The sequence below is a fragment of the Candidatus Thiothrix putei genome, assembly GCA_029972225.1.
Classification (GTDB): Bacteria; Pseudomonadota; Gammaproteobacteria; order Thiotrichales; family Thiotrichaceae; genus Thiothrix; species Thiothrix putei.
Genome location: CP124756.1, coordinates 3,204,080 through 3,223,889, shown reverse-complemented (window position 1 = coordinate 3,223,889; position 19,810 = coordinate 3,204,080). Strand labels below are relative to the sequence as shown.

The following is a 19,810-nucleotide window of genomic DNA, read 5'->3' as shown; positions in this document are numbered from 1 at the left end:
ACAGATACAAAAATTCTAATAGCACTGCTGCAACTTCGTTAGTAGCACATACTTTTGAACAAGATTCTTCTTCTTTCATCATGAAGAGGGAAATCTCCCTTTCTGTCAAAACCTGCTAAACTTCGCTTTTTGTTCGGCACGAGCTTGCACACCCCATGGAAAAATTCATCCGAATTCGTGGCGCACGCACCCATAACCTGAAAAACATCGACCTTGACCTGCCGCGTGACAAGCTGATTGTGATCACGGGCTTGTCGGGTTCGGGCAAGTCGTCGCTGGCGTTCGACACGATTTTTGCGGAAGGGCAGCGGCGTTACGTTGAGTCGCTGTCCGCCTACGCCCGCCAGTTTTTGTCGATGATGGAAAAGCCGGACATTGACCATATCGAAGGGCTTTCTCCGGCGATTTCCATTGAGCAGAAAACCACCTCGCACAATCCTTGGGATAGCCTGCACGCAGTGACAGGCTAATCTTTCTGTTGTGTCTGTCCTTGGGGCAACCTCCAAGGGGTCAACCACTTGTCAAGTAAAGTTGCTACAAGCCTATCCTTATGACAGTATGCAGGGCAGTGTCATTTATAAAAACAAAGGAAAACAAGTATGAAGATTACCCCTTATCTTCTTTCCACATTTTTACTCATCAGTAGCCAAGCCATAGCAGAAGCTCCAAAACTGGAACTCTATTTAGTTCAGTATGATGGCATCAACTGTTTGAAACGAGCTGAGTATTCACTAAAAGAAAGTGGTTTTGAACTTAGCAGTGGAACATATAAAGGAGAAGATAGAGTTGGTGTTAATGGGTAAGCGACCATTTCAGCACGTCTAGCCCTCGCGATTTCCACGTCCTAAACTGGTTTCCAACCTGAACAACCGAAGGAAACCTCAATGAAACGCCCTCACCGCCGTGCCAGCGAATGGCAAACCCTCATTAGCCAATGGCAAGCCAGCGGCTTATCCGCCCCGGCATTTTGTGAACAGCACAGTATCGGTTACGCCAGTTTTTGCCAATGGCGGCAGCGTCTACGCTCCGCAGATGGCGTGGAGGAACCAGCCGTTCCCGCCAATACCTTCATCGACTTGGGAGCATTATCGGCGGGTCATGCCGCGCTGGGGCAAGGCTGGCACATTGTGCTGAGTTTGGGGAATGGTGTTGAACTACGCCTGAGCCAACGCTGATGTTTGCCCCCGCCGCCACCGCCCGCATCTGGCTATGCACCCAAGCCACCGACATGCGCAAAAGCTTTACGGGGCTGACCGCTTTGGTGAAAAACCAGTTAGGGCAAAATCCCCTGAGTGGGCATTATTTCGTGTTTGTGAACCTGCGTAAAACCCAGATGAAGATCCTCTATTTTGAACCCAGCGGCTATTGCTTATGGAGCCAACGCTTGGAGCAGGGGCAATACCGGGTGCAGCCGACAACTAGCGGGCAGCGCGAACTGACCCGGACGGATTTGCAGTTGATTTTAGCAGGCATTGAGGTGCAAAAATCCAGACAATTCAAGCGTTACCAGTATCCTGTGCAGCCACATTCTGGTATAACAAGCCCATGATTTTAAAGCCATCCACCCCGTCTGACACCAGCGTTCCCATGCCGCCGATTGTGGCGGAAATGCTGGCGTTGCGTGAGGAAAATGCGGGGTTACGTGCAGACAATGCCGTCCTGCAACAGGCAGTTTCTGAATTAAAACGCCAACTGGCGTGGTTCAGGCAACAGGTCTTTGGCAGCAAATCGGAAAAGCGTCCGGTTGAGATACCGGTGGCGCAGTTGCCGTTGTTTGCCCCCGCCGCCACCCCGGTTGCCGCACCCGAGGGTGAAAGCATTACCGTCACCTACCAACGCGGCAAAGCCCCCAAGCTGCGCCCCGATGACTGCGTGAATGACAGCGGGTTACGCTTTACCGCCGATGTCCCGGTCAAGGTGATTCACCTCACCCCGCCGGAACTTCAGGGGGAAGAGGCTGACCAGTATGAGGTGATCGGCACCCAGGTGACCCATCGGGTGGCGCAACGCCCTGCCAGCTACCTCATCCTGCAATACGAGCGCCCGGTCATCAAACGTAAGGGCAGTGCTTCGGCTTCGCTCAGCAACCCACCACTTCCCAGCCCTGCACCCGCCAACGTGCTGGAACGTAGTGTCACCGATGTCAGCTTTTTGGTGGGGATGTTGGTGGACAAGTTCCAGTACCACCTGCCGTTGTACCGCCAGCACCAACGCCTGACCCAAGCGGGGATCACCCTCAGCCGCACGACGCTGACCAATGCGGTGAAACGTGCCATCGACCTGCTCAAACCCATTGCCGAAGCGCAACTCGCCAGTGTACTGCAAAGCAAGCTGCTGGCGATGGACGAAACCCCCATCAAAGCCAGCCCCGCAGGCAACGGCAAGATGAAGCAAGGCTACTTCTGGCCGCTGTACGGGGATCAGGACGAAATCGTCTTCACCTTCTCCGCCAGCCGTGGGCGGCAACACATTGAAAAGACTCTTCGCCAACAGTTCAGCGGCACACTGCTCAGCGACGGTTACCGTGCTTATGCCAGTTACGTCAACGCCAATGACAAGATTACCCATGCCCAATGCTGGGTACACAGCCGTCGCACCTTCATTGCCGCCGAAACCGCTGAACCACAAGCAGTACGCCAAGCCCTTGACACTATCGCGGCACTCTATCAGCACGAAGCCCAGATTAACGAGAAAAAACTCGACGGGGAAGCCAAACGTACCTACCGCCTCACCCACAGCAAGCCGTTGGTCGACCAGTTCTTTGAATGGTGCCAAACCCAATTACAACGTACCGATTTAGTCCCCTCCAACCCGCTGACCAAAGCCCTTGGTTATGTCATCCGCCGCGAACACGAACTGCGCGTGTTTCTGGAAGATCCCGACGTGCCAATGGATACCAACCACATCGAACGCGCCCTGCGGCCCATCCCCATGGGCAGGAAAAACTGGTTGTTCTGCTGGACAGAACTCGGCGCGGAACACGTGGGCATCATCCAAAGCCTGATCACCACCTGCCGCCTGCATGACATTAACCCGTATGTCTATCTGATGGATGTTCTGTTGCGCGTTAGTGAGCATCCCGCTTCTCAGGTGCAAGACCTTACGCCAAGATGTTGGAAACAACGGTTTGCGGATAAGCCATTGCGCTCGGATTTGTTTGCGGATATCAACGACGGGCTAGAATGACCGTTTACGTTAATGGGAATTACAAAGGTGCAGTTACCTGTTCTACTGAAGCTCCTACTTCTGTTGTATTTACCGTTGCTGGTGATGAATACCCAAAAGCAAAAGAGCTTGCACGTAAGCTACAACACAACTTTATGAACTACTAACTTATTAGAATAGTTTGCTTCAAATAAATACACTTAAAACTGTAAAGCTTCGTTCTTCATTAACATAACAATACAAAAAGTGGAAATTATGGTAAATATGCCCATATCCGACCAACAACTAAGTAAAGAAAAAAAAGCCAAAGAAGTTTATACGCTAATCAACAATACAGCCAATCAGAACACAGTAATACAAGGTCTGGGTGGAATACTTGGCACATTTACTTCAGTAGGCGCTGATATTTATGCTTTGAAAATATACTATGGACTATGGAACAGCATCAGGGAAATGTACGGGTATCCCGAAATTACATCAGCAGATGTTGAAACAATAGTAACAAAAATCGGAAAAGAGCTGGTCTATGATATTGCTTTCGACAAGGTTATTGGTTACATCCCTCTCATTGGAATTGCAACCAATATAATGTGCGCAAAAACATTAACATGGCGACTTGGCATATTATTTGGAATGTTAAGTGCAAGAGGTTCTGAAGTACCTGATGATTCTGTTAATGAATGTGTAAAGCTAATACGGCACATATATCCTCAGAATGATATGTTTACATTCAAAACACCAGAAGAAGAAAGTGTTATACAGTTAATTACAAACGTTCATGGCAATACTCTAGTACAGTTTCATAAGAAAGTAACGATGGCACTTGAAGTTATGGAAGACGAATGCGTATCATAAATGTATGAGCCATTAAGCCACTTTGGTTTTTAAGTTTATGCTCAAGATTTTTTATATTGGAGTGAAGTTATTATGATTACAATTTTCGGTATTGCAATACCAGCTATTATGGTCTTTATGCTTATCTCTCGTTTCCTGCAAGGCTTGTCTCGTACTATATCAAAAAAATAGAAAGTCCTATCATGTACTAATGCTAATCAATTGATATGCAATAGTTCCTACAGGTTTTAACTTATACAGTATTATTATGAAAAGGGTGGCATAGTCCGCCCTTTTTTATTGCCAGAAACATCAATAATAGTTATTGACATTATCTATTTATCTGTAAATATAGTGGTTAGAAGGTTAATTACTTCTACTAAGAATAGTTAAATAACTATAAGCATAAAAAAGGCTATATAAGTTTTCTCAGAACAAATGTAGCCATAGGTTTGTAGGATTGCCAAAAAATCCTATGGAGTTAATTCTATTATGACTAATAGAACTTTATCAATACCAGTCTATGATGACTACATACTTACAATAGAAACAGAAACTAAGTTGGGTAGACTCAACGATATGTGGGATAAGGGCAATGCCATTAGAGAATCTAAAGGATTACCATCTTTAAGGTTAGATAACTACCTCGTTAAACCAGATACAGTTGAACTCATACTCGCTCTTGAAAAACGTTATGGTAATTCTAACCTACTGGATTCCAGTGTATTAGAAAACAATATTCAGCATGAGCATGGGATTATTAAAATAAGAAACAGGAAGCTGTTTACTGTTCTGAAAACTAAGACTGGACGCTATGGTGGTGGCACATACGCTAACATACACATTTTCTTAGATGCGGCAGCGACACTAGACCCTGATTTCAAAATTGATTTGTATAACATCATTATCAATAATCGCCTACTTGAGAACAGAGATGAGTCAGCTACTTCATTTAGGGCACTTACAGATGTCTACAAAAATAAAATTCTCAAAGGCTATAATGCTCCTTCTCATGTTTATTCTAATTTGTCAGAAGCTATCAAGTCTAAGTTTATTCCACGCAATGAAAGTTGGGATAGTCAATCAGGTGAACTCTTGGCAAAGAGAGATAGATTTCACGACTTTCTTATTATGGCTATTGGTTCCGATATGCTAAAAACTCAACAAGAAGTTTATGACTTTATCAGAAACTCACCGGCACAATAAGGAGCTTGCACTATGAACGATACAAGAATTGCCTATTTCAAAAGGGTTCAATACACCTTCATTACTATTGATGAAGTTCAGTATGTGTCCCTACACTCATTAAGGCTAAAGGAAAGACCACATCAAGATTTAATCTTTCAGACACTTCAGCTTGGAGATAAAGGATATAATCCTGTAGAAATTATTACAGTTGAAAATGCTATTAAATTATTGGAAAACGAAGAACAAAAGCAATATTTACAAGGAGCAACTAACCTATGAACCCAAACGTCAAAACTTTAGAACAGTATAGTCCCATTAGACAACAACAATTAGCTGAATATCATGCAGAACAAGCACGTATGGAAGAACTTAAGCGCGTTCCTACAGCACCAGTAACAGTAGTTCCTGTTAATACACAGATTGCTACTATCAGAAAGCTACTTAACGAATGCACAGCCCTTAACGTAGCTTCACTTAATCTTGGTGGTGGTCAGGCACAAACATCAGTTGATAATAATCTTGACTATAAGTTAAACGAATTATACCAACTCATTAAAGACGTAAGAGAAGTTAAGAAATTTAGCGGCAAACTAATCTCATAACCACTTGTCAGACACTTTTGCTAGAGACCCTATGGGCAATGTAGGCTATGGGGTTTCACAACAAAAGGAATAGCACTTATGGCAGTCCGTAAAACAGATGAAGAGAAAGAACAGATAATTCAAGCATATCTTTCCTCAGGTTTAAATATAACTGATTACTGTAAACTAGAATCTAGTGGGACTACTGGAGTCTCAACTCTTTTAACTTGGTTAGAACAAAAAGGTTATAGAATGACTTTGGTGAATAAGGAAGTAAATACAGAATTGGAAACAAAATATAAGAAACTGTTTAGTAGCTACACCAAGCTATTACATAAACATGAATCTGAAAAATTTGAAGAGTTTGTTCTGTCCACCATTGACTGATTGATTCCCAAGCCTGTGGTTTAGAATGTAGAGAAACCCTCATTTGCAAATAGGAAGCCACAGGCTGTTTTATCAAACAGATTTATAATCTTAGAGGTTAAATTATGTCAGGAGCTGCTTGGTTTGGTTATATTTTAGTTGTTATTGCAACTGGTGGTACAGCCTTAATTGCTTTACCATTCATTTTATTGGCTATCCATTTTAAGTTGTAGCATTTGTTAGGAGGCGGAATTATTCCTGTTATTAAAAATATCTTTACTAATTTTTATGGGAATGTTTTATGAAAGGCTTTTTTGTAATTGGTCTTGTTCTTAGTTTTTTAACTGGTGGATTAGCACTTATTCCTTTTCTTATAATTCTCATATTTGTAGGTTATGAGAGTGAAAATGATGTGAGTGCTAATTATAGTAAGGAAGCTGCCAAGAAGCGTGCTTTTGCTAATCAAGATGATGAACCGGAAAATCTCGATAGAATGATGGCATTGCTTGATGGATACGATAACGAAGACTAGTTTAGTAGTTATTTAGTTCATGGCTGCATCCTGCATCAATAAAAAAATACCCAGTAGTGGTCTAAGACTATTGGGTATTGAAATAAAGTACAGTTTGAAAACATTAAATCTCATAAAGAAGAAGTTGAACAAATTAGGAGATTCAATATATGAATCATAATAAGGATATGCCTATATGTCCAGAACATTTATCTAAAATCATTAAAAAGCATCTATTAGGTGCAAGATACTATGACCTAAGCAGCCATGATATTCTCTCACCTGTAATGATAGATAAATTACACTACCGTATACCAGTGGGAGAACATTTACCTATTTCCTCTTCTATCCTAATAGAAGTAGACCCAGATACTGGAGATATAATAAAGGAATCATGTAAAAGTATTACCCTTGAAACTAGTTCAAGTAAAGAAGATGCCTTAGATATACGGTCATTAAAAGACGCGGATGGTAAGTTTACGATTCTCCAAGTTCGATGTAGCCCCAATAAATACTTATTTAATCATAACCTTTATGGTAGTTCAGATATGCACTTTCTGGTAAAACAAACATTCCATAAGGCATTATCTTTATTGGATAGACTAGAGCTATACCCAGTAGAACTTAACGCCTCTGAAATTCTTATAGACGATGTTGACATAAATTCAATGGCTACAATTTCCAATCCAATAGAATATTTGTCTGTTCTTGAAACTAAGCTGGATACGATTATGTCTATAACAAAAAAGCCGAACACACTATACGTTGGAAATTATAAACATTCAGACTATGCCTATCGTATCTATGACAAATTCACAGAGCGCAAAAGCAAAAGAAAACTACAGCATTTATCAGCCCATCAGATTGATTACATGGAAGACAAAATCAGAATAGAGCTAATCCTTCATAAGAGAGAATTAGATAAGTTAGGATTAACCTCGTTACAAGATTGGATGCCTGATACGGCTATCACTACCTACTTTAACTACAGGAAAAAGTTAAGGCTAATGAAACATGAAGAAGAAAATGTATTGCTAATAGAGGACTGGAAAATAAGAAACACCTACATTGCTTGGAAGACTGGTAGTCTTTCAATTGAACTGTTGATACCAGATGAGAAGACTAGACGTAAATATATTAATGCTATTAAGGATGCCCTTGGTGTTGATATTTCGCGCCCTTATGTCATTACAGATAACCCACTAACAAATTTTGTACTACCAGAAGACCTAAAATTAAACGGGATAAATGGTGTTGATGTAATAGTAGCCAGTATAGAAAGTATGCAGATAGATCATGCCAAAGCATCAGAGTTGATACTTGATAGCCTATTTTGAGCCTCGCTGTCTAGGTGTTCGTTTTCCGGTAATTTTTACCGTTACTACCAAATCTCTCATGTATCCGCTCCTTCCTAATCTCTAGGATTCCGTAGGGGTCTATCAGTGGAACAATCCCCAGTTTAATCCTTCCAGTCAGTCCAAGCACAAGCACTGCAACCCCAAACAGCAGAACAAGTTGACCAAGCCCACACATGGGCGCAGGGCAAGAGCCAATAACCAAAAGCAACAGGAAGGGAAGCCCGCAAGGGCTGACCAAAACAAAAGAAGCAGATAACAAGCGAACAAAGCAGATTTGCTTTTATCCAAATTATCAAGCAGTTATTACCGTCCACAAAAATGTGGGCGGCATTATCAAATAGCTATTACGTTCCCGCCTTATCGGGAGCGCATATGCCACACCTAATGAATCCAAATGCGATATACTCTAACTTAATGTTATAAATAACTTAGATATGATAATCACGATAAATGTGGGTGGTCATTTCTTCAGGGATGTGGTTCACCACTTCCCATTCTTCAGTTCGGAGTACATATAGAAGCATTGCGTTTACGCATTGCTGGACGGAAGCCACCAGAATCGTTTTATAGACGATATAAACATAAGAGCTATGGTCGTATAGGTAGATGCCTAATCGTTTAATACAGCTAAGCACAAGAAGCATTTAATACACATTAATATCAAAAAGAATCCCCATATCAGATAGAGATACAGGGACACTTATTAAAGTTTAGATAACAATGTTCTTGAGAACACTAAGGCAGTCTTGAAAGTCTTTATATGGTTCGTCAATAGAAATGAATGTTTCACCTATAACAACAAAAGCCTGATACATACTTCTTTCCTTTAGAATGATATAGTTTTCTTCTCTACTTCTAGTATAGATATATGTGTCTTGTGTCGGAGTAATTGGCGGCGGCAAGGAATCTTTAGCAACACTAATATTAATTGAATCAATGGTTTCATAATCATTATCAGCATCATATGGATTACTATCTCTCAGATGTGGATACTCATGTTGTACCAGATGGAACAAATCTTCTAACAAAAGGAATTCATTACGTATCTGTTCAGCTTCTTCAATAGAATCAAACGTACCAAGATGTCTAGTAAAACGTTCGTAATTAAGGCATGTACTTATCTTGACCTTATGTTTGCCCCCTTCAGTCTTGTTGATATACATAAAATCAGTTGCATTGGATTCAACGAACCTAAGATTAGTTGCCCTGTCGTCAAAGTTTTCATTATTGAGATGAATGATATTACCTCCATCTGGGCGTAATCCTGTAGATGCGTAGAAAATGATTTTGTCAACTGAATATACAGCTCTTTTACCAGTAGAGTCATATAGCCCTACCTTCCATCTTGCCTTTTCGGCATATCCAGCAGGTAAGCCCTTATGGCTTCCTACGCGCCATTTAATAACGCCTTTGTTTTTGTTAATATTAAAGTAATATTTCAAAATAGAAATATCAGGTAGCAGTAGTTCAAGACTACCACCACGAGTATTCTTTGTGCCGTATCTATGTGTCCATGTAGGGATAGTGTTATTTGTATTATTCATTATTATGTTTCTTCCAATTAAAGTATTATCTGTAATTATTTTCCAGTTTATAGAAAAGGACTTAAACTAAAAATACATGCCATAGGTATTGAGAGATGGACACTCACTGTATGAGTATCCCTAACGTCAAGTATGGATAGTAAATTCAAGTCCAGTTTCAATAGGATGGATGTTGTCATCACGACAATATCAGTAGCTCGCTTCTGCGAAGCTCTCGCCTGCGGTAAGTTTATTTCAGGATAGGTTTACCAAAAAACCCAACAAAAAAACCACAAGTAGTGGTAAGAAATCGCCCATAAACAGACAAGCTTAAAATAGACACTTCTAAAGGTATCTGAGTATTTTGGTATTCAAAGAAAGGTTTTTATAGTAAGCTATTAATGCTAAATTCCAAATGTTGATTCCTCGCAAAGCGAACCAGCCGCCCGCTAGGGCAGGCTATACAAGTCTTAATATTAATTCCAAATGTTAACCCTCATTGCGCTTGACGCAATGTTCTTAGCTTCGAGTCTCATTGGAGACGAGTTAAAGGAGAACGTAAACGAGCACGTCCTCGACGCTGCGAGGCTCTGACCTCTAGCCTAGGGAGCGTTCTATCGAACGTCCCCAACCGCAGGCTTGGGTAGCGAATCGTCCTCCAAGCACAAGTCTTTGTGGCTTGGGTATACGCTCCTGACTTTTTAGGAGATTGATAATCAAGCAGCTATGACTCAGCGTAGATTTGCGTTTATGTTTTAAATCAAACGCTTGTGATGTTTCCGTCCACTTCCGTGCAGTCTCAAACATAAGCCCAGTAAGGGTTTGAAGCTGATGCACAATACTGTTTCACAGTTTCTAACGAATTCTCACCTACGGCATTAGAGTAAGTCGTCTGCAATCATATTGAACTCCTGTCCTTCAAAGCATAATATTTCATTAAACCATAGCTTATTTATAGTGGAGTTGTGCTTAGAACTTAGATTCAATGGCTTTACTTCTCTTTGTTCATTAATTACATTTTTCGCCTTTGTATCCAGTGTTTTTATAAAAACACTTCCAGCAAGTTCTGCGTCTCTTTTCTTCTCAAGAAAGAAGTTATTTGCAAACATGCCAGCTTGATATATCAACATACAAATTTGAGAAATAGTTTGAGTTCTTATGAGCTTGCGAGAAAATTCAAATATACTAAGATAGTGATCCTGTGAGATATAAAAATTGTTTTTACCTGATAGTTTGTAGGCAAAATTTATTGCTTCATTTATTAAAAGAAATTCAGTAATATTTTTAGCTTCATCAAATTGGATTCCTGACCATTGTTTATTGATGAGTTTGTTTTCTATTTTTTCAATTGTCTTCTCAAGAACTGTGGCATACCCATGAACAGTTATTACCCAAGAAACTTTTTGCCAATCATAATCAATATTTTCTGAGTCTATGTATTGGACTCTTTCTATGTTCTTAATTGGATTTATTGCAATGATTTTCTTATCAATAAGTGTTTTATATATTAGCGAATCTATTTCTGAGCTTGGTGATAAACTTAATCCATCAATTGATTCATAAGGAGTTATCTCGGTTTTTAAATTAGTTCCTGAATACCTGATAACTGATATTAAATACAATAGCTCTATTAAACTTCTATCTGTCACATCAATTTTTCCAGAAGTATCCATTGCGTCTGTAAAGTTCTTTTCTAAAATTCTACACTTTTGATTTATTTGATAACTATTGGCAGATTCATGACACTCTTCGCATGTCCACTTAAAACTTTTACCAGTTTTGCTAAAATGCGATCTGTTTCTAAATATATAAGGTTTTTTACAAACCTCACAAGCATACTTACTTGAGTATGCTATAGCTTTGATGTCAATCAGTTCACTGATTTGAGGTGGTTGTAGATCATATTTATTTGTTATATCAATAATTTTAAAATTAAACTTGTCTTCTTCAGTTAGCTCCCAGTAATCATTAATTGCTTTTTTGTGAGTATCATCTTCAGTCAAGTGTTGCACAACCACTGGTTTCATTAGAACTCCAAATTTTAAGTAAAGCTTTCTACAGAAAGTCTACCCCAAGGCATCACTTCTTTCCATAAAATAATTAAATGTTATTTATATCAGATGTTTGTAATTCTATTTGACTGCGACAGCAGTCAGGCAAGACAAACATATCTGAGCGAAAGCGAAGACACTAAAGGATCTGGAGTCTATGTGAAGGAGTCAAGAATCTGATGAAATGTAATGAAGCGTAAGGACTGACGAGCATGTGCGAAGTAAGGACTACCACTATCTACATACAGTTGTTAGTTCCCATACTTTATGGCTAACCGTAGACCTGCGAGGAAGGATAGAAGCGTAATGTAATGGAATCAGGTTCTTGGCTACGAAGCATAGACGGAAGCTAACAAATTATGGATAGCGAAGCTTTCCATTCCTCACCTTGTCATCAGATGCAAGTTGAAGAAGTGTAAGCCTTTCATGTCACCACAAGTACAGACTTCCATGCTTTAGCATGGGTGTCGGTCTTATGGAATGGGGCAGGGGCAAAGCTGCTGCTCTTTCTTAGCAGGAGCTTTAGCTTCTGCGTTCTTGGGTAGGTGAGCGTTCTTTGACGCGAACATACCAAACTAGGCTTGGGCATCACCTCACTTAGTGGATACAAGTCATAGTTGCCATATTTAACCATTACTGTTGCCTGCATCCGTAAGGATGACAGGCAAACATTCCTGTTAAATCAGATTCATAAGATGCTATCCAATGGAGAGGCAACACCATTGGCAGCACTACCAGCAAGATGTAAGTAGATTTGAGTAGTGGATATATCGCTATGTCCAAGCAACTCTTGTACGGAGCGTATGTCTGTTCCCCCTTGCACCAGATGGGTAGCAAAGCTGTGCCTTAAGATATGAGGATAAACGTTCTTCTTAACCATAGCAGCTTGTCCAGCCTTACGGAGTTCACGCTGTATAGTTGACTCCTGTATATGCCACCGTCTAATGATACCAGAAACATAAACATCTTCTGAAAGATTGGCAGAAGGGAACAGCCATTGCCAACCTATATCAGTTGCATAACTAGAAGCCTTACGGTTCAATGCCTCTGGTATGTATACAGAACCATAACCCTTATCCAAATCCTCAAGGTGCAAAGTTTCCACCTTTGCAATGTGTTCTTTCAATTCGGGTATCAATTTTTTAGGTAACATCACTACTCTATCTTTAGCACCTTTGCCACGATGCACAAAGATTTCACTACGGTCAAAGTCAATATCCTTTAGTCTAAGACTCATACACTCACTGATGCGTAAACCAGTTCCGTATAGCAAACGGGCAATTAGATAATGTATGCCTCTTAGCTGAGTAAAGACAGCTTTTACTTCATTAGTAGATAGCACTACAGGTAGCTTTTTAGGTTTCTTACTTTTATTGACACTATCAATAGGTTCTAGCTTTGCCTTTAGAAATTGGTTGTAGGTAAACATAATGGCATTGAATGCCTGTTTCTGGGTAGCAAGGGCTACCTTCCTTCTGTTCACCAGATAGTTCAGGTATGCCTCTATGTGTAGGTGGTTCAACTTGGCAGGATGCTTGTGTCCATTGAACTCAATGTACTTCTGTACCCAGCTAAGATAGGTCTTCTCAGTTTCGTAGCTGTAGTTCCTGACCCGTATGTACTCCTTGAGGCGTTGCATGAACGCCGGAATAGACTCAACAACAACAGGTTCGTTTTTTTCAAAATCATCTCTGCTTTGTTCTATAACATTAGATACAATATCAGTAATTGCAGAATTATAAGCATATACAAGAGGTAAGGCTTCCTGCCTTGTTCCTCCAGTATTAGCTACATTCATAATGCTACGTTTCAAGGTTGCCAACTGTTTATCAGCTTTTTCTTTAGAGTCGCCAATTAATTTGAATTCACTATAAAAAATGACTTCATCAATAACTAGCTTCCAGAGTTCTACAGGTTCAATATTTGTTTTAACAATTGCATTCATAATAGTTAATCTCCAAATGACGGACACAGTGAGGCGCAACCTGAGCAAAGCTGAGGTTGTGTCGTATTAAGTTAGGGATAGCTCTTTACCCAATCACCAACGGTGGTTGGTGTTGGGGACGTTTGTGTTAGAGAATGCTCACCTAGCCTTCCTGAGAATCAGGCGGGCATTCTTCAATAAGAGTGAAAACAGGAGCAGGAACGTTCTCTATTAAATCTTCCCTTGCAGGCTCAAGTTTTTTGGCTAACAAATCATTAACAGCTTTGTTGTAACCAAAAACAATTTTCAACGCATCATCTGTGTTGCCTTTAGCTAATGATAATCTCCATACTTTTATTTTAAGCGCATGTAGATACTTATCAGCTTTAGCTTTAAGTTCACCTTCAAGATTAAAATCATCAGTTAAGCAAACTTCATCTTTAATAGAATTCCATAGCTTGATGCCATTGGCTTTCTGTTTTTTAGAAGCAGTGCGTTTCTTAGTTTGTTCTAAAGAACTCACACTTAGGCCAGAGGCCAGAGCCTCGCCAGCCTTGACGACTTGCTCGTTTACAGGAGTAGTAGTTGTTACATTAGACATGATATATTCCTCATTCATTTGTTGCGGACAAAAAAAAGCCCCATGAGATTTCTCCCATAGGGCTTGCATTCATTGAGACAGTTGAATTTTATTCAGAAACAGATTCATCTCCATCAGCAAAGGCTGACAAAGCATCTTTCATAACTGCATCAATTTTCTTAAGCATGTAATTCTTGAACAGTTCCAATACCAGATTGGCAACAAAGGCAACGCCATAGAAGGTAATGACAGTTGTCCAGAATCCACTAATAAAGGTAGCTCCAAACAAAGTAGCTATAGCAGCAACACCAGTAGCACCAATGCCAATGGTTGCATTTCTTATCACTGCGCCTGTAACACGCTTCTTGGTTGTATCAGTCTCAGCATGTGCAGCACGCTTACCTAAGACAACATTGCTGCTTGCTCTACAGACAGCATCCCAAAAGGTTGGGTTAACATCTATGTTGTTAATATCATAAATAATTTCACCTGTTAGTGTATCCACTAACCAGTTCTTACAACGAATATAAACACCAATAATTTTTCTCTTCATGGTTTCATAAATAGAAAAAAAGAAGTTTTTGATAGACGTAAACATATAAATAACCTCCAAGGTTATATTGAATTTGATAAACAGTTTGATGTGATTAGATATGGATAATGGCTATAAACAAACCGGAGGGGGCTGTTTTAAAGATACGCCCACGGTGGAGTATAAGAACCTACATAATCACACCAGGTTCGTATTCAAAGGATAATGGGTTTTATATGTGATAGGGTGGGGGCTGCGAAAACATTTCCCTTTTTTACTTAAAAGCCTTAGTCTAAAAATATAATATATAAATTTTTAAAAATACTATAAGGAGTTGAAAGTAATGAAGAAGAGAAATAAGCAGAAGCAGAATAAACCAAAAACGTTAAACGATATATATAATAGTTCTAATAGATACAGCATGGAAATGGAGAACGTAAGGTTTAATTATGATGACCATCTTGCCGATTATATGAAAAGGAATGGTAGATCTGGCTCTGATAGGGTTCGCTCTATGAATAATAGTATTTCAATGGATATGGCACATCAAGAATCCAAAGGCATAACAGCAACAGCAAAAGGAAAAGCGCCAAGGTCAACCCCACCAGTTGCAGAAGAGCTAACAGAGTCAGTTAAAAGAGGATTTAATAAAGCCACTAATAAATTTACTACTGTTGCAGGTGGTTATCTTGGAACAAAGTTTGCTAACTGGTCATGGAAGCACATGGTAGTAGCAGCAGCAGCTACATCTTCAGCTCTGACAGTAGGTCTGTATTCAGGGTATAAGAAACAAAGAGATGAATGACAAAATGCTATCACTTGCAGAAAAGTTCTACCTAAATTGCCACATAAAAGGCAGAGAACATTTTATCTTTAATACTAAAAGCTACAGTAATCCCAGCCTTGCTATAAGTAGATATTCAGATTCATTACAATCTGTACAATCTAAGTATGGAAAATATAAGCCTAACATACCAAAGAATAGAATAGATTCAGGAGAATCATTAGAGTATTTACTTAATTCCAGAGTCGATAGGTATTTAGGTATAGACTTTAGCAACAGAAATAAGGGGAAATGAATTCCCCTTATTTGTTTCTGTCATCTCCAGAACGGTAAGCCTACAGGTCGCTCACTAAGATGCTTAAGCCCTTTGCCTATTACAGCTCCTGTGATTGCGCCTAACGCACCTAACTCAAAAGAGTTGCCATATATGTTAGGAATTGTATTAGCCTCATAAACGCCAATGCCTGTGCCTATAATGGCAGAACCATAAACATAAGAATTTTTCAGGTTGTTCCATATGCCTGTTCCAAAATTATTATTCATATACTATCTCCTGCCTCATTTTATCTTTGTCGAACATTTAGCTTAGGCTCGTCTCTAACGAGACTCTCCTCCTACCGTAGCTCGGCTTTCAGTAGGGTCGTTAAACACTCTCTCCCTGTGGTACGCAAAATAACCTGACAGTCATTTAGTCAAGAAGCCAAAGCTTCGCAGCGTCGACGACTTGCTCGTTTACACAACTCATTTACCTTAACCCCCTATAGGAGTTGGATTTCATAAATATATACTAAGAGTTTATTCAAACTGGGTCAAAAATTATTTGACATTTTTATAATAAGCATCAGTATAAAATAACAACAGGGAGATAATTATGAAAGATGAATATTATACAGTTAGGGGATACCTATTAAAGCTAATCAAAGAAAATAAAGCTATTAAAGAACTATGTTTAGATAAAGGTTATATACTTCGTGTCAGTCACAAGTGTAAAAAGATATGTTTAGATGAAGGTGTCACAGCACATAAGTTATATACAAAAAGCGGAAAGTTAAAGCTAAAAGCAGTTCTAGCATTCCCATCATATATTATTAATAGAGCTTTAAATATATGAAGCCAAAAGTTAGTTATCTTTGGTCTGATGAACAAGTTCCTACCGCAGGTGGGAGCTTCGCAGAAGCGAGCTACAGAAGATAATATAAAAAGCAAGAAGAGACAGAAATGAAAAAACGCATTAGTAGACAAAGACGAATATCTTATTATCATTTTAAATTTCCCATAGAGAAAAGAAGTTAGCACTGTTGCAGCATTAGGTAATAGTTCTTAAAGACACTACTCTTACAAATAGCAGATACAAAAACGTACAGGGAGCTGCTGCAACTTCGTTAGTATCACAGACCTTTTGAACAAGATTTTTCTTCAATCTCTTTCATAAAGTAGGCGAACACTCACAAAGCGTGAGCGTCCCCAACACCAAACATTTTTGGTGATTTAGTAGGGAAATCTCCCTTTCTGCCAAAACCTGCTAAACTTCGTTTTTTGTTCGGCACGAGCTTGCACTCATGGAAAAATTCATCCGAATTCGCGGCGCACGCACCCATAACCTGAAAAACATCGACCTTGACCTGCCGCGTGACAAGCTGATTGTGATCACGGGCTTGTCGGGTTCGGGCAAGTCGTCGCTGGCGTTCGACACGATTTTTGCGGAAGGGCAGCGGCGTTACGTTGAGTCGCTGTCCGCCTACGCCCGCCAGTTTTTGTCGATGATGGAAAAGCCGGACATTGACCATATCGAAGGGCTTTCTCCGGCGATTTCCATTGAGCAGAAAACCACCTCGCACAACCCGCGTTCCACCGTCGGCACGATCACCGAGATTTACGACTACCTGCGTCTGCTGTATGCGCGGGCGGGTGTGCCGCGTTGCCCGACGCATCACGTTGATTTGCAAGTGCAAACCGTCAGCCAGATGGTCGATCAGGTATTGAGTTTGCCCGAAGGCAGCAAGCTGATGTTGCTTGCCCCGGTGGTGCGCGAACGCAAGGGCGAGCATGTGCAACTGTTTGATTCGTTGCGGGCGCAAGGCTATTTGCGGGCGCGGGTGAATGGCGTGGTCTACGAACTGGACGTGCCGCCGACGCTGGAATTGCGCAAGAAACACACCATCGAAGTGGTGATTGACCGTTTCAAAGTGCGCGACGACATGCAATTGCGCCTCGCGGAGTCGTTTGAAACCGCGCTGAAACTCGCCAACGGGTTGGCAACAGTGGCGTGGATGGACGGTGACGGCGAAGACATGATTTTTTCCGCCAACTACGCCTGCCCGCATTGCGGCTGGTCGCTGACCGAACTCGAACCGCGCTTGTTCTCGTTCAACGCACCTGCTGGCGCGTGCCAGACCTGCGACGGTTTGGGCGTGGAACAGTTTTTCGACCCACAACGGGTGGTGGCAAATTCGTCGCTGAGCCTTGCGGGTGGCGCGGTACGTGGCTGGGATCGGCGCAACGCTTACTACTTCCAGATGCTCACCTCGCTTGCCGACCATTTCAGCTTTGACGTGGAACAGCCGTGGGAGGAATTGCCCGCGTCTGTCCACAAACTGATCTTGCACGGCAGCGGTTTGGAGGAGGTGGAATTCACCTACGTCGGGCAAAAAGGGCAAATTTACACCCGTTCGCACACCTTTGAAGGCGTATTAAACAACCTCAAACGCCGTTACCGCGAAACGGATTCGAGTGCGGTGCGCGAAGAGTTGGCGAAATACCTCGCCAGCCGTGCCTGCCCCGATTGCGGCGGCACACGTTTAAACGAACAGGCGCGGAACGTGTTCATCGCGGGGCGCAATTTGCCCGCGATCACGCATTTACCGATTGGCGAAAGCCATGCGTTTTTCCGCAGCCTGAATTTGCCGGGGACGCAGGGGCAAATTGCCGACAAGATTTTGCGCGAAATTGCCTTGCGCTTGGAATTTTTGGTCAATGTCGGGCTGGATTATCTGACCCTGAGCCGCAGCGCGGAAACGCTCTCCGGCGGCGAAGCGCAACGCATCCGCCTCGCGTCGCAGATTGGCGCAGGGCTGGTCGGGGTGATGTACGTGCTGGATGAGCCGTCCATCGGTTTGCATCAGCGCGACAACGAACGGCTGCTGAAAACGCTGTTCCGCCTGCGTGACCTTGGCAATACCGTGATCGTGGTCGAACATGACGAAGACGCGATCCGTTCCGCCGATCATGTGCTGGATATTGGCCCCGGCGCGGGCGTGCATGGCGGTTACATTATTGCGCAAGGCACACCGGAAGAAGTGTTTGCCACGCCGGATTCGGTGACGGGGCAATTCATGTCCGGGCGGCGCAAAATCACCATGCCAAGCACAAGAACCCCGTTCAACCCCGAACGCACCATCAAGCTGATCGGCGCGACCGGCAATAACCTCAACGACGTGACGCTGGAAATTCCGCTGGGGCTGTTGACCTGCATCACCGGCGTGTCGGGGTCGGGCAAATCGACGCTGATCAACCGCACGCTTTACCCGTTTCTGGCGCGGCATCTGCACGACAGCAGCGTGGAAGTTGCCCCGGTGCGCGAAGTGCTGGGCGTGGAGCAAATCGATAAAATTATCGACATCGACCAAAGCCCGATTGGACGCACCCCGCGTTCCAATCCCGCCACCTACACGGGCGTGTTTACCGCGATTCGCGAACTATTTGCGGCGACGCAAGAAGCACGTTCACGCGGTTATTTGCCGGGGCGGTTTTCGTTCAACGTCAAGGGTGGGCGCTGCGAAGCCTGTTCCGGCGACGGTGTGATCAAGGTCGAAATGCACTTTTTACCGGACGTGTATGTGACCTGCGAAGTGTGCGACGGCAAGCGTTACAACCGCGAAACCCTCGACATCCGCTACAAGGGCAAGAACATCAGTGAAGTGCTGGCGATGACGGTGGAAGATGCCTGCGAATTTTTCGCCGCCGTGCCGTCGATTCACACCAAGCTGCAAACGCTGATGGACGTGGGGTTGTCGTACATCACGCTGGGGCAAAATGCCACCACGCTCTCCGGCGGTGAAGCGCAGCGTGTGAAGTTGGCGAAAGAGCTGTCCAAACGCGGCACGGGCAAGACGATTTATATTCTGGATGAGCCGACCACGGGGCTGCATTTCCACGACGTTGACCAGTTGCTGCAAGTGCTGCACCGCTTGCGCGATGGTGGCAATACCGTGGTGGTGATTGAGCATAATCTCGATGTGATCAAGACGGCGGATTGGGTGGTGGATTTGGGGCCGGAAGGCGGGAGTCGGGGTGGGCATATTATTGCGGTGGGTACGCCGGAGCAGGTGGCGGAAACTGAGGGGTCGTTTACGGGGGAGTTCCTGAAACGCATGTTGTGATACACCAAAACTGCCCCGTTTTTCGGGGCGAATG

At 42.4% G+C, this 19,810-nt stretch carries 21 protein-coding genes and 1 pseudogene; 16 read left to right on the top strand and 6 right to left on the bottom strand.

Translation table 11 applies throughout. From position 1 onward, the window contains the following. Positions 1-155: 155 nt before the first annotated feature. The 13 genes and pseudogenes from QJT81_16480 to QJT81_16420 all read left to right on the top strand — a co-directional run bounded on the left by QJT81_16480 (position 156) and on the right by QJT81_16420 (position 7,982). Positions 156-440: pseudogene (locus QJT81_16480) on the top strand (excinuclease ABC subunit UvrA). Between the two features lie 159 nt (positions 441-599). Further along, the gene (locus QJT81_16475) at positions 600-803 is read left to right on the top strand and encodes a hypothetical protein (GenBank protein WGZ93390.1); all 204 of its coding nucleotides are present in this window, start codon (positions 600-602) and stop codon (positions 801-803) included. An 81-nt stretch (positions 804-884) separates the two neighbouring features. Beyond that, on the top strand, positions 885-1,175 hold the full coding sequence (locus QJT81_16470) for an IS66 family insertion sequence element accessory protein TnpB (protein ID WGZ93389.1): 291 nt from the start codon (positions 885-887) through the stop codon (positions 1,173-1,175). Next, the gene (tnpB, locus tag QJT81_16465; GenBank protein ID WGZ93388.1) at positions 1,175-1,549 is read left to right on the top strand and encodes an IS66 family insertion sequence element accessory protein TnpB; all 375 of its coding nucleotides are present in this window, start codon (positions 1,175-1,177) and stop codon (positions 1,547-1,549) included. The genes QJT81_16470 and tnpB overlap by 1 nt, the downstream gene beginning before the upstream one ends. Continuing rightward, positions 1,546-3,186: an IS66 family transposase gene (locus QJT81_16460; protein ID WGZ93387.1), complete on the top strand. Its 1,641-nt coding sequence runs from the start codon at positions 1,546-1,548 to the stop codon at positions 3,184-3,186. Before tnpB ends, QJT81_16460 begins: the two co-directional genes overlap by 4 nt. Next, positions 3,183-3,332 carry a hypothetical protein gene (locus QJT81_16455; GenBank protein ID WGZ93386.1) on the top strand — a complete coding sequence of 50 codons (150 nt, stop codon included), beginning with the start codon at positions 3,183-3,185 and terminating at the stop codon, positions 3,330-3,332. Before QJT81_16460 ends, QJT81_16455 begins: the two co-directional genes overlap by 4 nt. 88 nt (positions 3,333-3,420) lie before the next feature. Beyond that, complete coding sequence (locus tag QJT81_16450; protein ID WGZ93385.1) at positions 3,421-4,020, top strand: hypothetical protein; 600 nt, start codon at positions 3,421-3,423, stop codon at positions 4,018-4,020. A gap of 471 nt (positions 4,021-4,491) precedes the next feature. Then, on the top strand, positions 4,492-5,205 hold the full coding sequence (locus QJT81_16445; protein ID WGZ93384.1) for a KilA-N domain-containing protein: 714 nt from the start codon (positions 4,492-4,494) through the stop codon (positions 5,203-5,205). Between the two features lie 12 nt (positions 5,206-5,217). Next, a complete protein-coding gene (locus tag QJT81_16440; protein WGZ93383.1) occupies positions 5,218-5,466 on the top strand; it encodes a hypothetical protein in 249 nt (82 codons plus the stop codon). Beyond that, positions 5,463-5,789: a hypothetical protein gene (locus QJT81_16435; GenBank protein ID WGZ93382.1), complete on the top strand. Its 327-nt coding sequence runs from the start codon at positions 5,463-5,465 to the stop codon at positions 5,787-5,789. The genes QJT81_16440 and QJT81_16435 overlap by 4 nt, the downstream gene beginning before the upstream one ends. 78 nt (positions 5,790-5,867) lie before the next feature. Then, a complete protein-coding gene (locus QJT81_16430; protein ID WGZ93381.1) occupies positions 5,868-6,155 on the top strand; it encodes a hypothetical protein in 288 nt (95 codons plus the stop codon). Between the two features lie 280 nt (positions 6,156-6,435). After that, positions 6,436-6,666: a hypothetical protein gene (locus QJT81_16425; protein ID WGZ93380.1), complete on the top strand. Its 231-nt coding sequence runs from the start codon at positions 6,436-6,438 to the stop codon at positions 6,664-6,666. A gap of 149 nt (positions 6,667-6,815) precedes the next feature. Then, complete coding sequence (locus QJT81_16420) at positions 6,816-7,982, top strand: phage/plasmid replication protein, II/X family (protein ID WGZ93379.1); 1,167 nt, start codon at positions 6,816-6,818, stop codon at positions 7,980-7,982. A 731-nt stretch (positions 7,983-8,713) separates the two neighbouring features. Here the strand turns inward: QJT81_16420 and QJT81_16415 are convergent. The 5 genes from QJT81_16415 to QJT81_16395 form a co-directional block, all read right to left on the bottom strand. Continuing rightward, a complete protein-coding gene (locus tag QJT81_16415; GenBank protein WGZ93378.1) occupies positions 8,714-9,547 on the bottom strand; it encodes a hypothetical protein in 834 nt (277 codons plus the stop codon). Between the two features lie 857 nt (positions 9,548-10,404). Continuing rightward, positions 10,405-11,553 (bottom strand): hypothetical protein, encoded by a 1,149-nt coding sequence (locus QJT81_16410; GenBank protein WGZ93377.1) that lies wholly within the window; start codon positions 11,551-11,553, stop codon positions 10,405-10,407. Positions 11,554-12,265: 712 nt separating this feature from the next. After that, positions 12,266-13,522: an integron integrase gene (locus tag QJT81_16405; GenBank protein WGZ93376.1), complete on the bottom strand. Its 1,257-nt coding sequence runs from the start codon at positions 13,520-13,522 to the stop codon at positions 12,266-12,268. A gap of 142 nt (positions 13,523-13,664) precedes the next feature. Then, entirely contained in the window at positions 13,665-14,102 is a 438-nt protein-coding gene (locus QJT81_16400; GenBank protein ID WGZ93375.1) for a hypothetical protein, read from the bottom strand. Between the two features lie 88 nt (positions 14,103-14,190). After that, on the bottom strand, positions 14,191-14,679 hold the full coding sequence (locus QJT81_16395; protein ID WGZ93374.1) for a hypothetical protein: 489 nt from the start codon (positions 14,677-14,679) through the stop codon (positions 14,191-14,193). Positions 14,680-14,956: 277 nt separating this feature from the next. On the opposite strand from QJT81_16395, the gene QJT81_16390 reads away from it, so the two are divergent. Next, positions 14,957-15,418 carry a hypothetical protein gene (locus QJT81_16390; protein ID WGZ93373.1) on the top strand — a complete coding sequence of 154 codons (462 nt, stop codon included), beginning with the start codon at positions 14,957-14,959 and terminating at the stop codon, positions 15,416-15,418. Between the two features lie 294 nt (positions 15,419-15,712). Here the strand turns inward: QJT81_16390 and QJT81_16385 are convergent, their stop codons facing one another. Next, positions 15,713-15,940, bottom strand: a complete 228-nt coding sequence (locus QJT81_16385; GenBank protein ID WGZ93372.1) for a hypothetical protein — start codon at positions 15,938-15,940, stop codon at positions 15,713-15,715. Positions 15,941-16,268: 328 nt separating this feature from the next. Between QJT81_16385 and QJT81_16380 the strand changes: the two genes are divergently transcribed. Then, positions 16,269-16,508 carry a hypothetical protein gene (locus QJT81_16380; protein WGZ93371.1) on the top strand — a complete coding sequence of 80 codons (240 nt, stop codon included), beginning with the start codon at positions 16,269-16,271 and terminating at the stop codon, positions 16,506-16,508. A gap of 448 nt (positions 16,509-16,956) precedes the next feature. Beyond that, positions 16,957-19,776, top strand: a complete 2,820-nt coding sequence (gene uvrA / locus QJT81_16375; protein WGZ93370.1) for an excinuclease ABC subunit UvrA — start codon at positions 16,957-16,959, stop codon at positions 19,774-19,776. Positions 19,777-19,810 lie beyond the last annotated feature (34 nt).

Excerpts from the sequence above, each read along its gene's own strand:
- QJT81_16475 (WGZ93390.1), top strand. The coding sequence starts at position 600 with ATGAAGATTACCCCTTATCTTCTTTCCACATTTTTACTCATCAGTAGC.
- QJT81_16470 (WGZ93389.1), top strand. The coding sequence starts at position 885 with ATGAAACGCCCTCACCGCCGTGCCAGCGAATGGCAAACCCTCATTAGC.
- tnpB (WGZ93388.1), top strand. The coding sequence starts at position 1,175 with ATGTTTGCCCCCGCCGCCACCGCCCGCATCTGGCTATGCACCCAAGCC.
- QJT81_16460 (WGZ93387.1), top strand. The coding sequence starts at position 1,546 with ATGATTTTAAAGCCATCCACCCCGTCTGACACCAGCGTTCCCATGCCG.
- QJT81_16455 (WGZ93386.1), top strand. The coding sequence starts at position 3,183 with ATGACCGTTTACGTTAATGGGAATTACAAAGGTGCAGTTACCTGTTCT.
- QJT81_16450 (WGZ93385.1), top strand. The coding sequence starts at position 3,421 with ATGGTAAATATGCCCATATCCGACCAACAACTAAGTAAAGAAAAAAAA.
- QJT81_16445 (WGZ93384.1), top strand. The coding sequence starts at position 4,492 with ATGACTAATAGAACTTTATCAATACCAGTCTATGATGACTACATACTT.
- QJT81_16440 (WGZ93383.1), top strand. The coding sequence starts at position 5,218 with ATGAACGATACAAGAATTGCCTATTTCAAAAGGGTTCAATACACCTTC.
- QJT81_16435 (WGZ93382.1), top strand. The coding sequence starts at position 5,463 with ATGAACCCAAACGTCAAAACTTTAGAACAGTATAGTCCCATTAGACAA.
- QJT81_16430 (WGZ93381.1), top strand. The coding sequence starts at position 5,868 with ATGGCAGTCCGTAAAACAGATGAAGAGAAAGAACAGATAATTCAAGCA.
- QJT81_16425 (WGZ93380.1), top strand. The coding sequence starts at position 6,436 with ATGAAAGGCTTTTTTGTAATTGGTCTTGTTCTTAGTTTTTTAACTGGT.
- QJT81_16420 (WGZ93379.1), top strand. The coding sequence starts at position 6,816 with ATGAATCATAATAAGGATATGCCTATATGTCCAGAACATTTATCTAAA.
- QJT81_16415 (WGZ93378.1), bottom strand. The coding sequence starts at position 9,547 with ATGAATAATACAAATAACACTATCCCTACATGGACACATAGATACGGC.
- QJT81_16410 (WGZ93377.1), bottom strand. The coding sequence starts at position 11,553 with ATGAAACCAGTGGTTGTGCAACACTTGACTGAAGATGATACTCACAAA.
- QJT81_16405 (WGZ93376.1), bottom strand. The coding sequence starts at position 13,522 with ATGAATGCAATTGTTAAAACAAATATTGAACCTGTAGAACTCTGGAAG.
- QJT81_16400 (WGZ93375.1), bottom strand. The coding sequence starts at position 14,102 with ATGTCTAATGTAACAACTACTACTCCTGTAAACGAGCAAGTCGTCAAG.
- QJT81_16395 (WGZ93374.1), bottom strand. The coding sequence starts at position 14,679 with ATGTTTACGTCTATCAAAAACTTCTTTTTTTCTATTTATGAAACCATG.
- QJT81_16390 (WGZ93373.1), top strand. The coding sequence starts at position 14,957 with ATGAAGAAGAGAAATAAGCAGAAGCAGAATAAACCAAAAACGTTAAAC.
- QJT81_16385 (WGZ93372.1), bottom strand. The coding sequence starts at position 15,940 with ATGAATAATAATTTTGGAACAGGCATATGGAACAACCTGAAAAATTCT.
- QJT81_16380 (WGZ93371.1), top strand. The coding sequence starts at position 16,269 with ATGAAAGATGAATATTATACAGTTAGGGGATACCTATTAAAGCTAATC.
- uvrA (WGZ93370.1), top strand. The coding sequence starts at position 16,957 with ATGGAAAAATTCATCCGAATTCGCGGCGCACGCACCCATAACCTGAAA.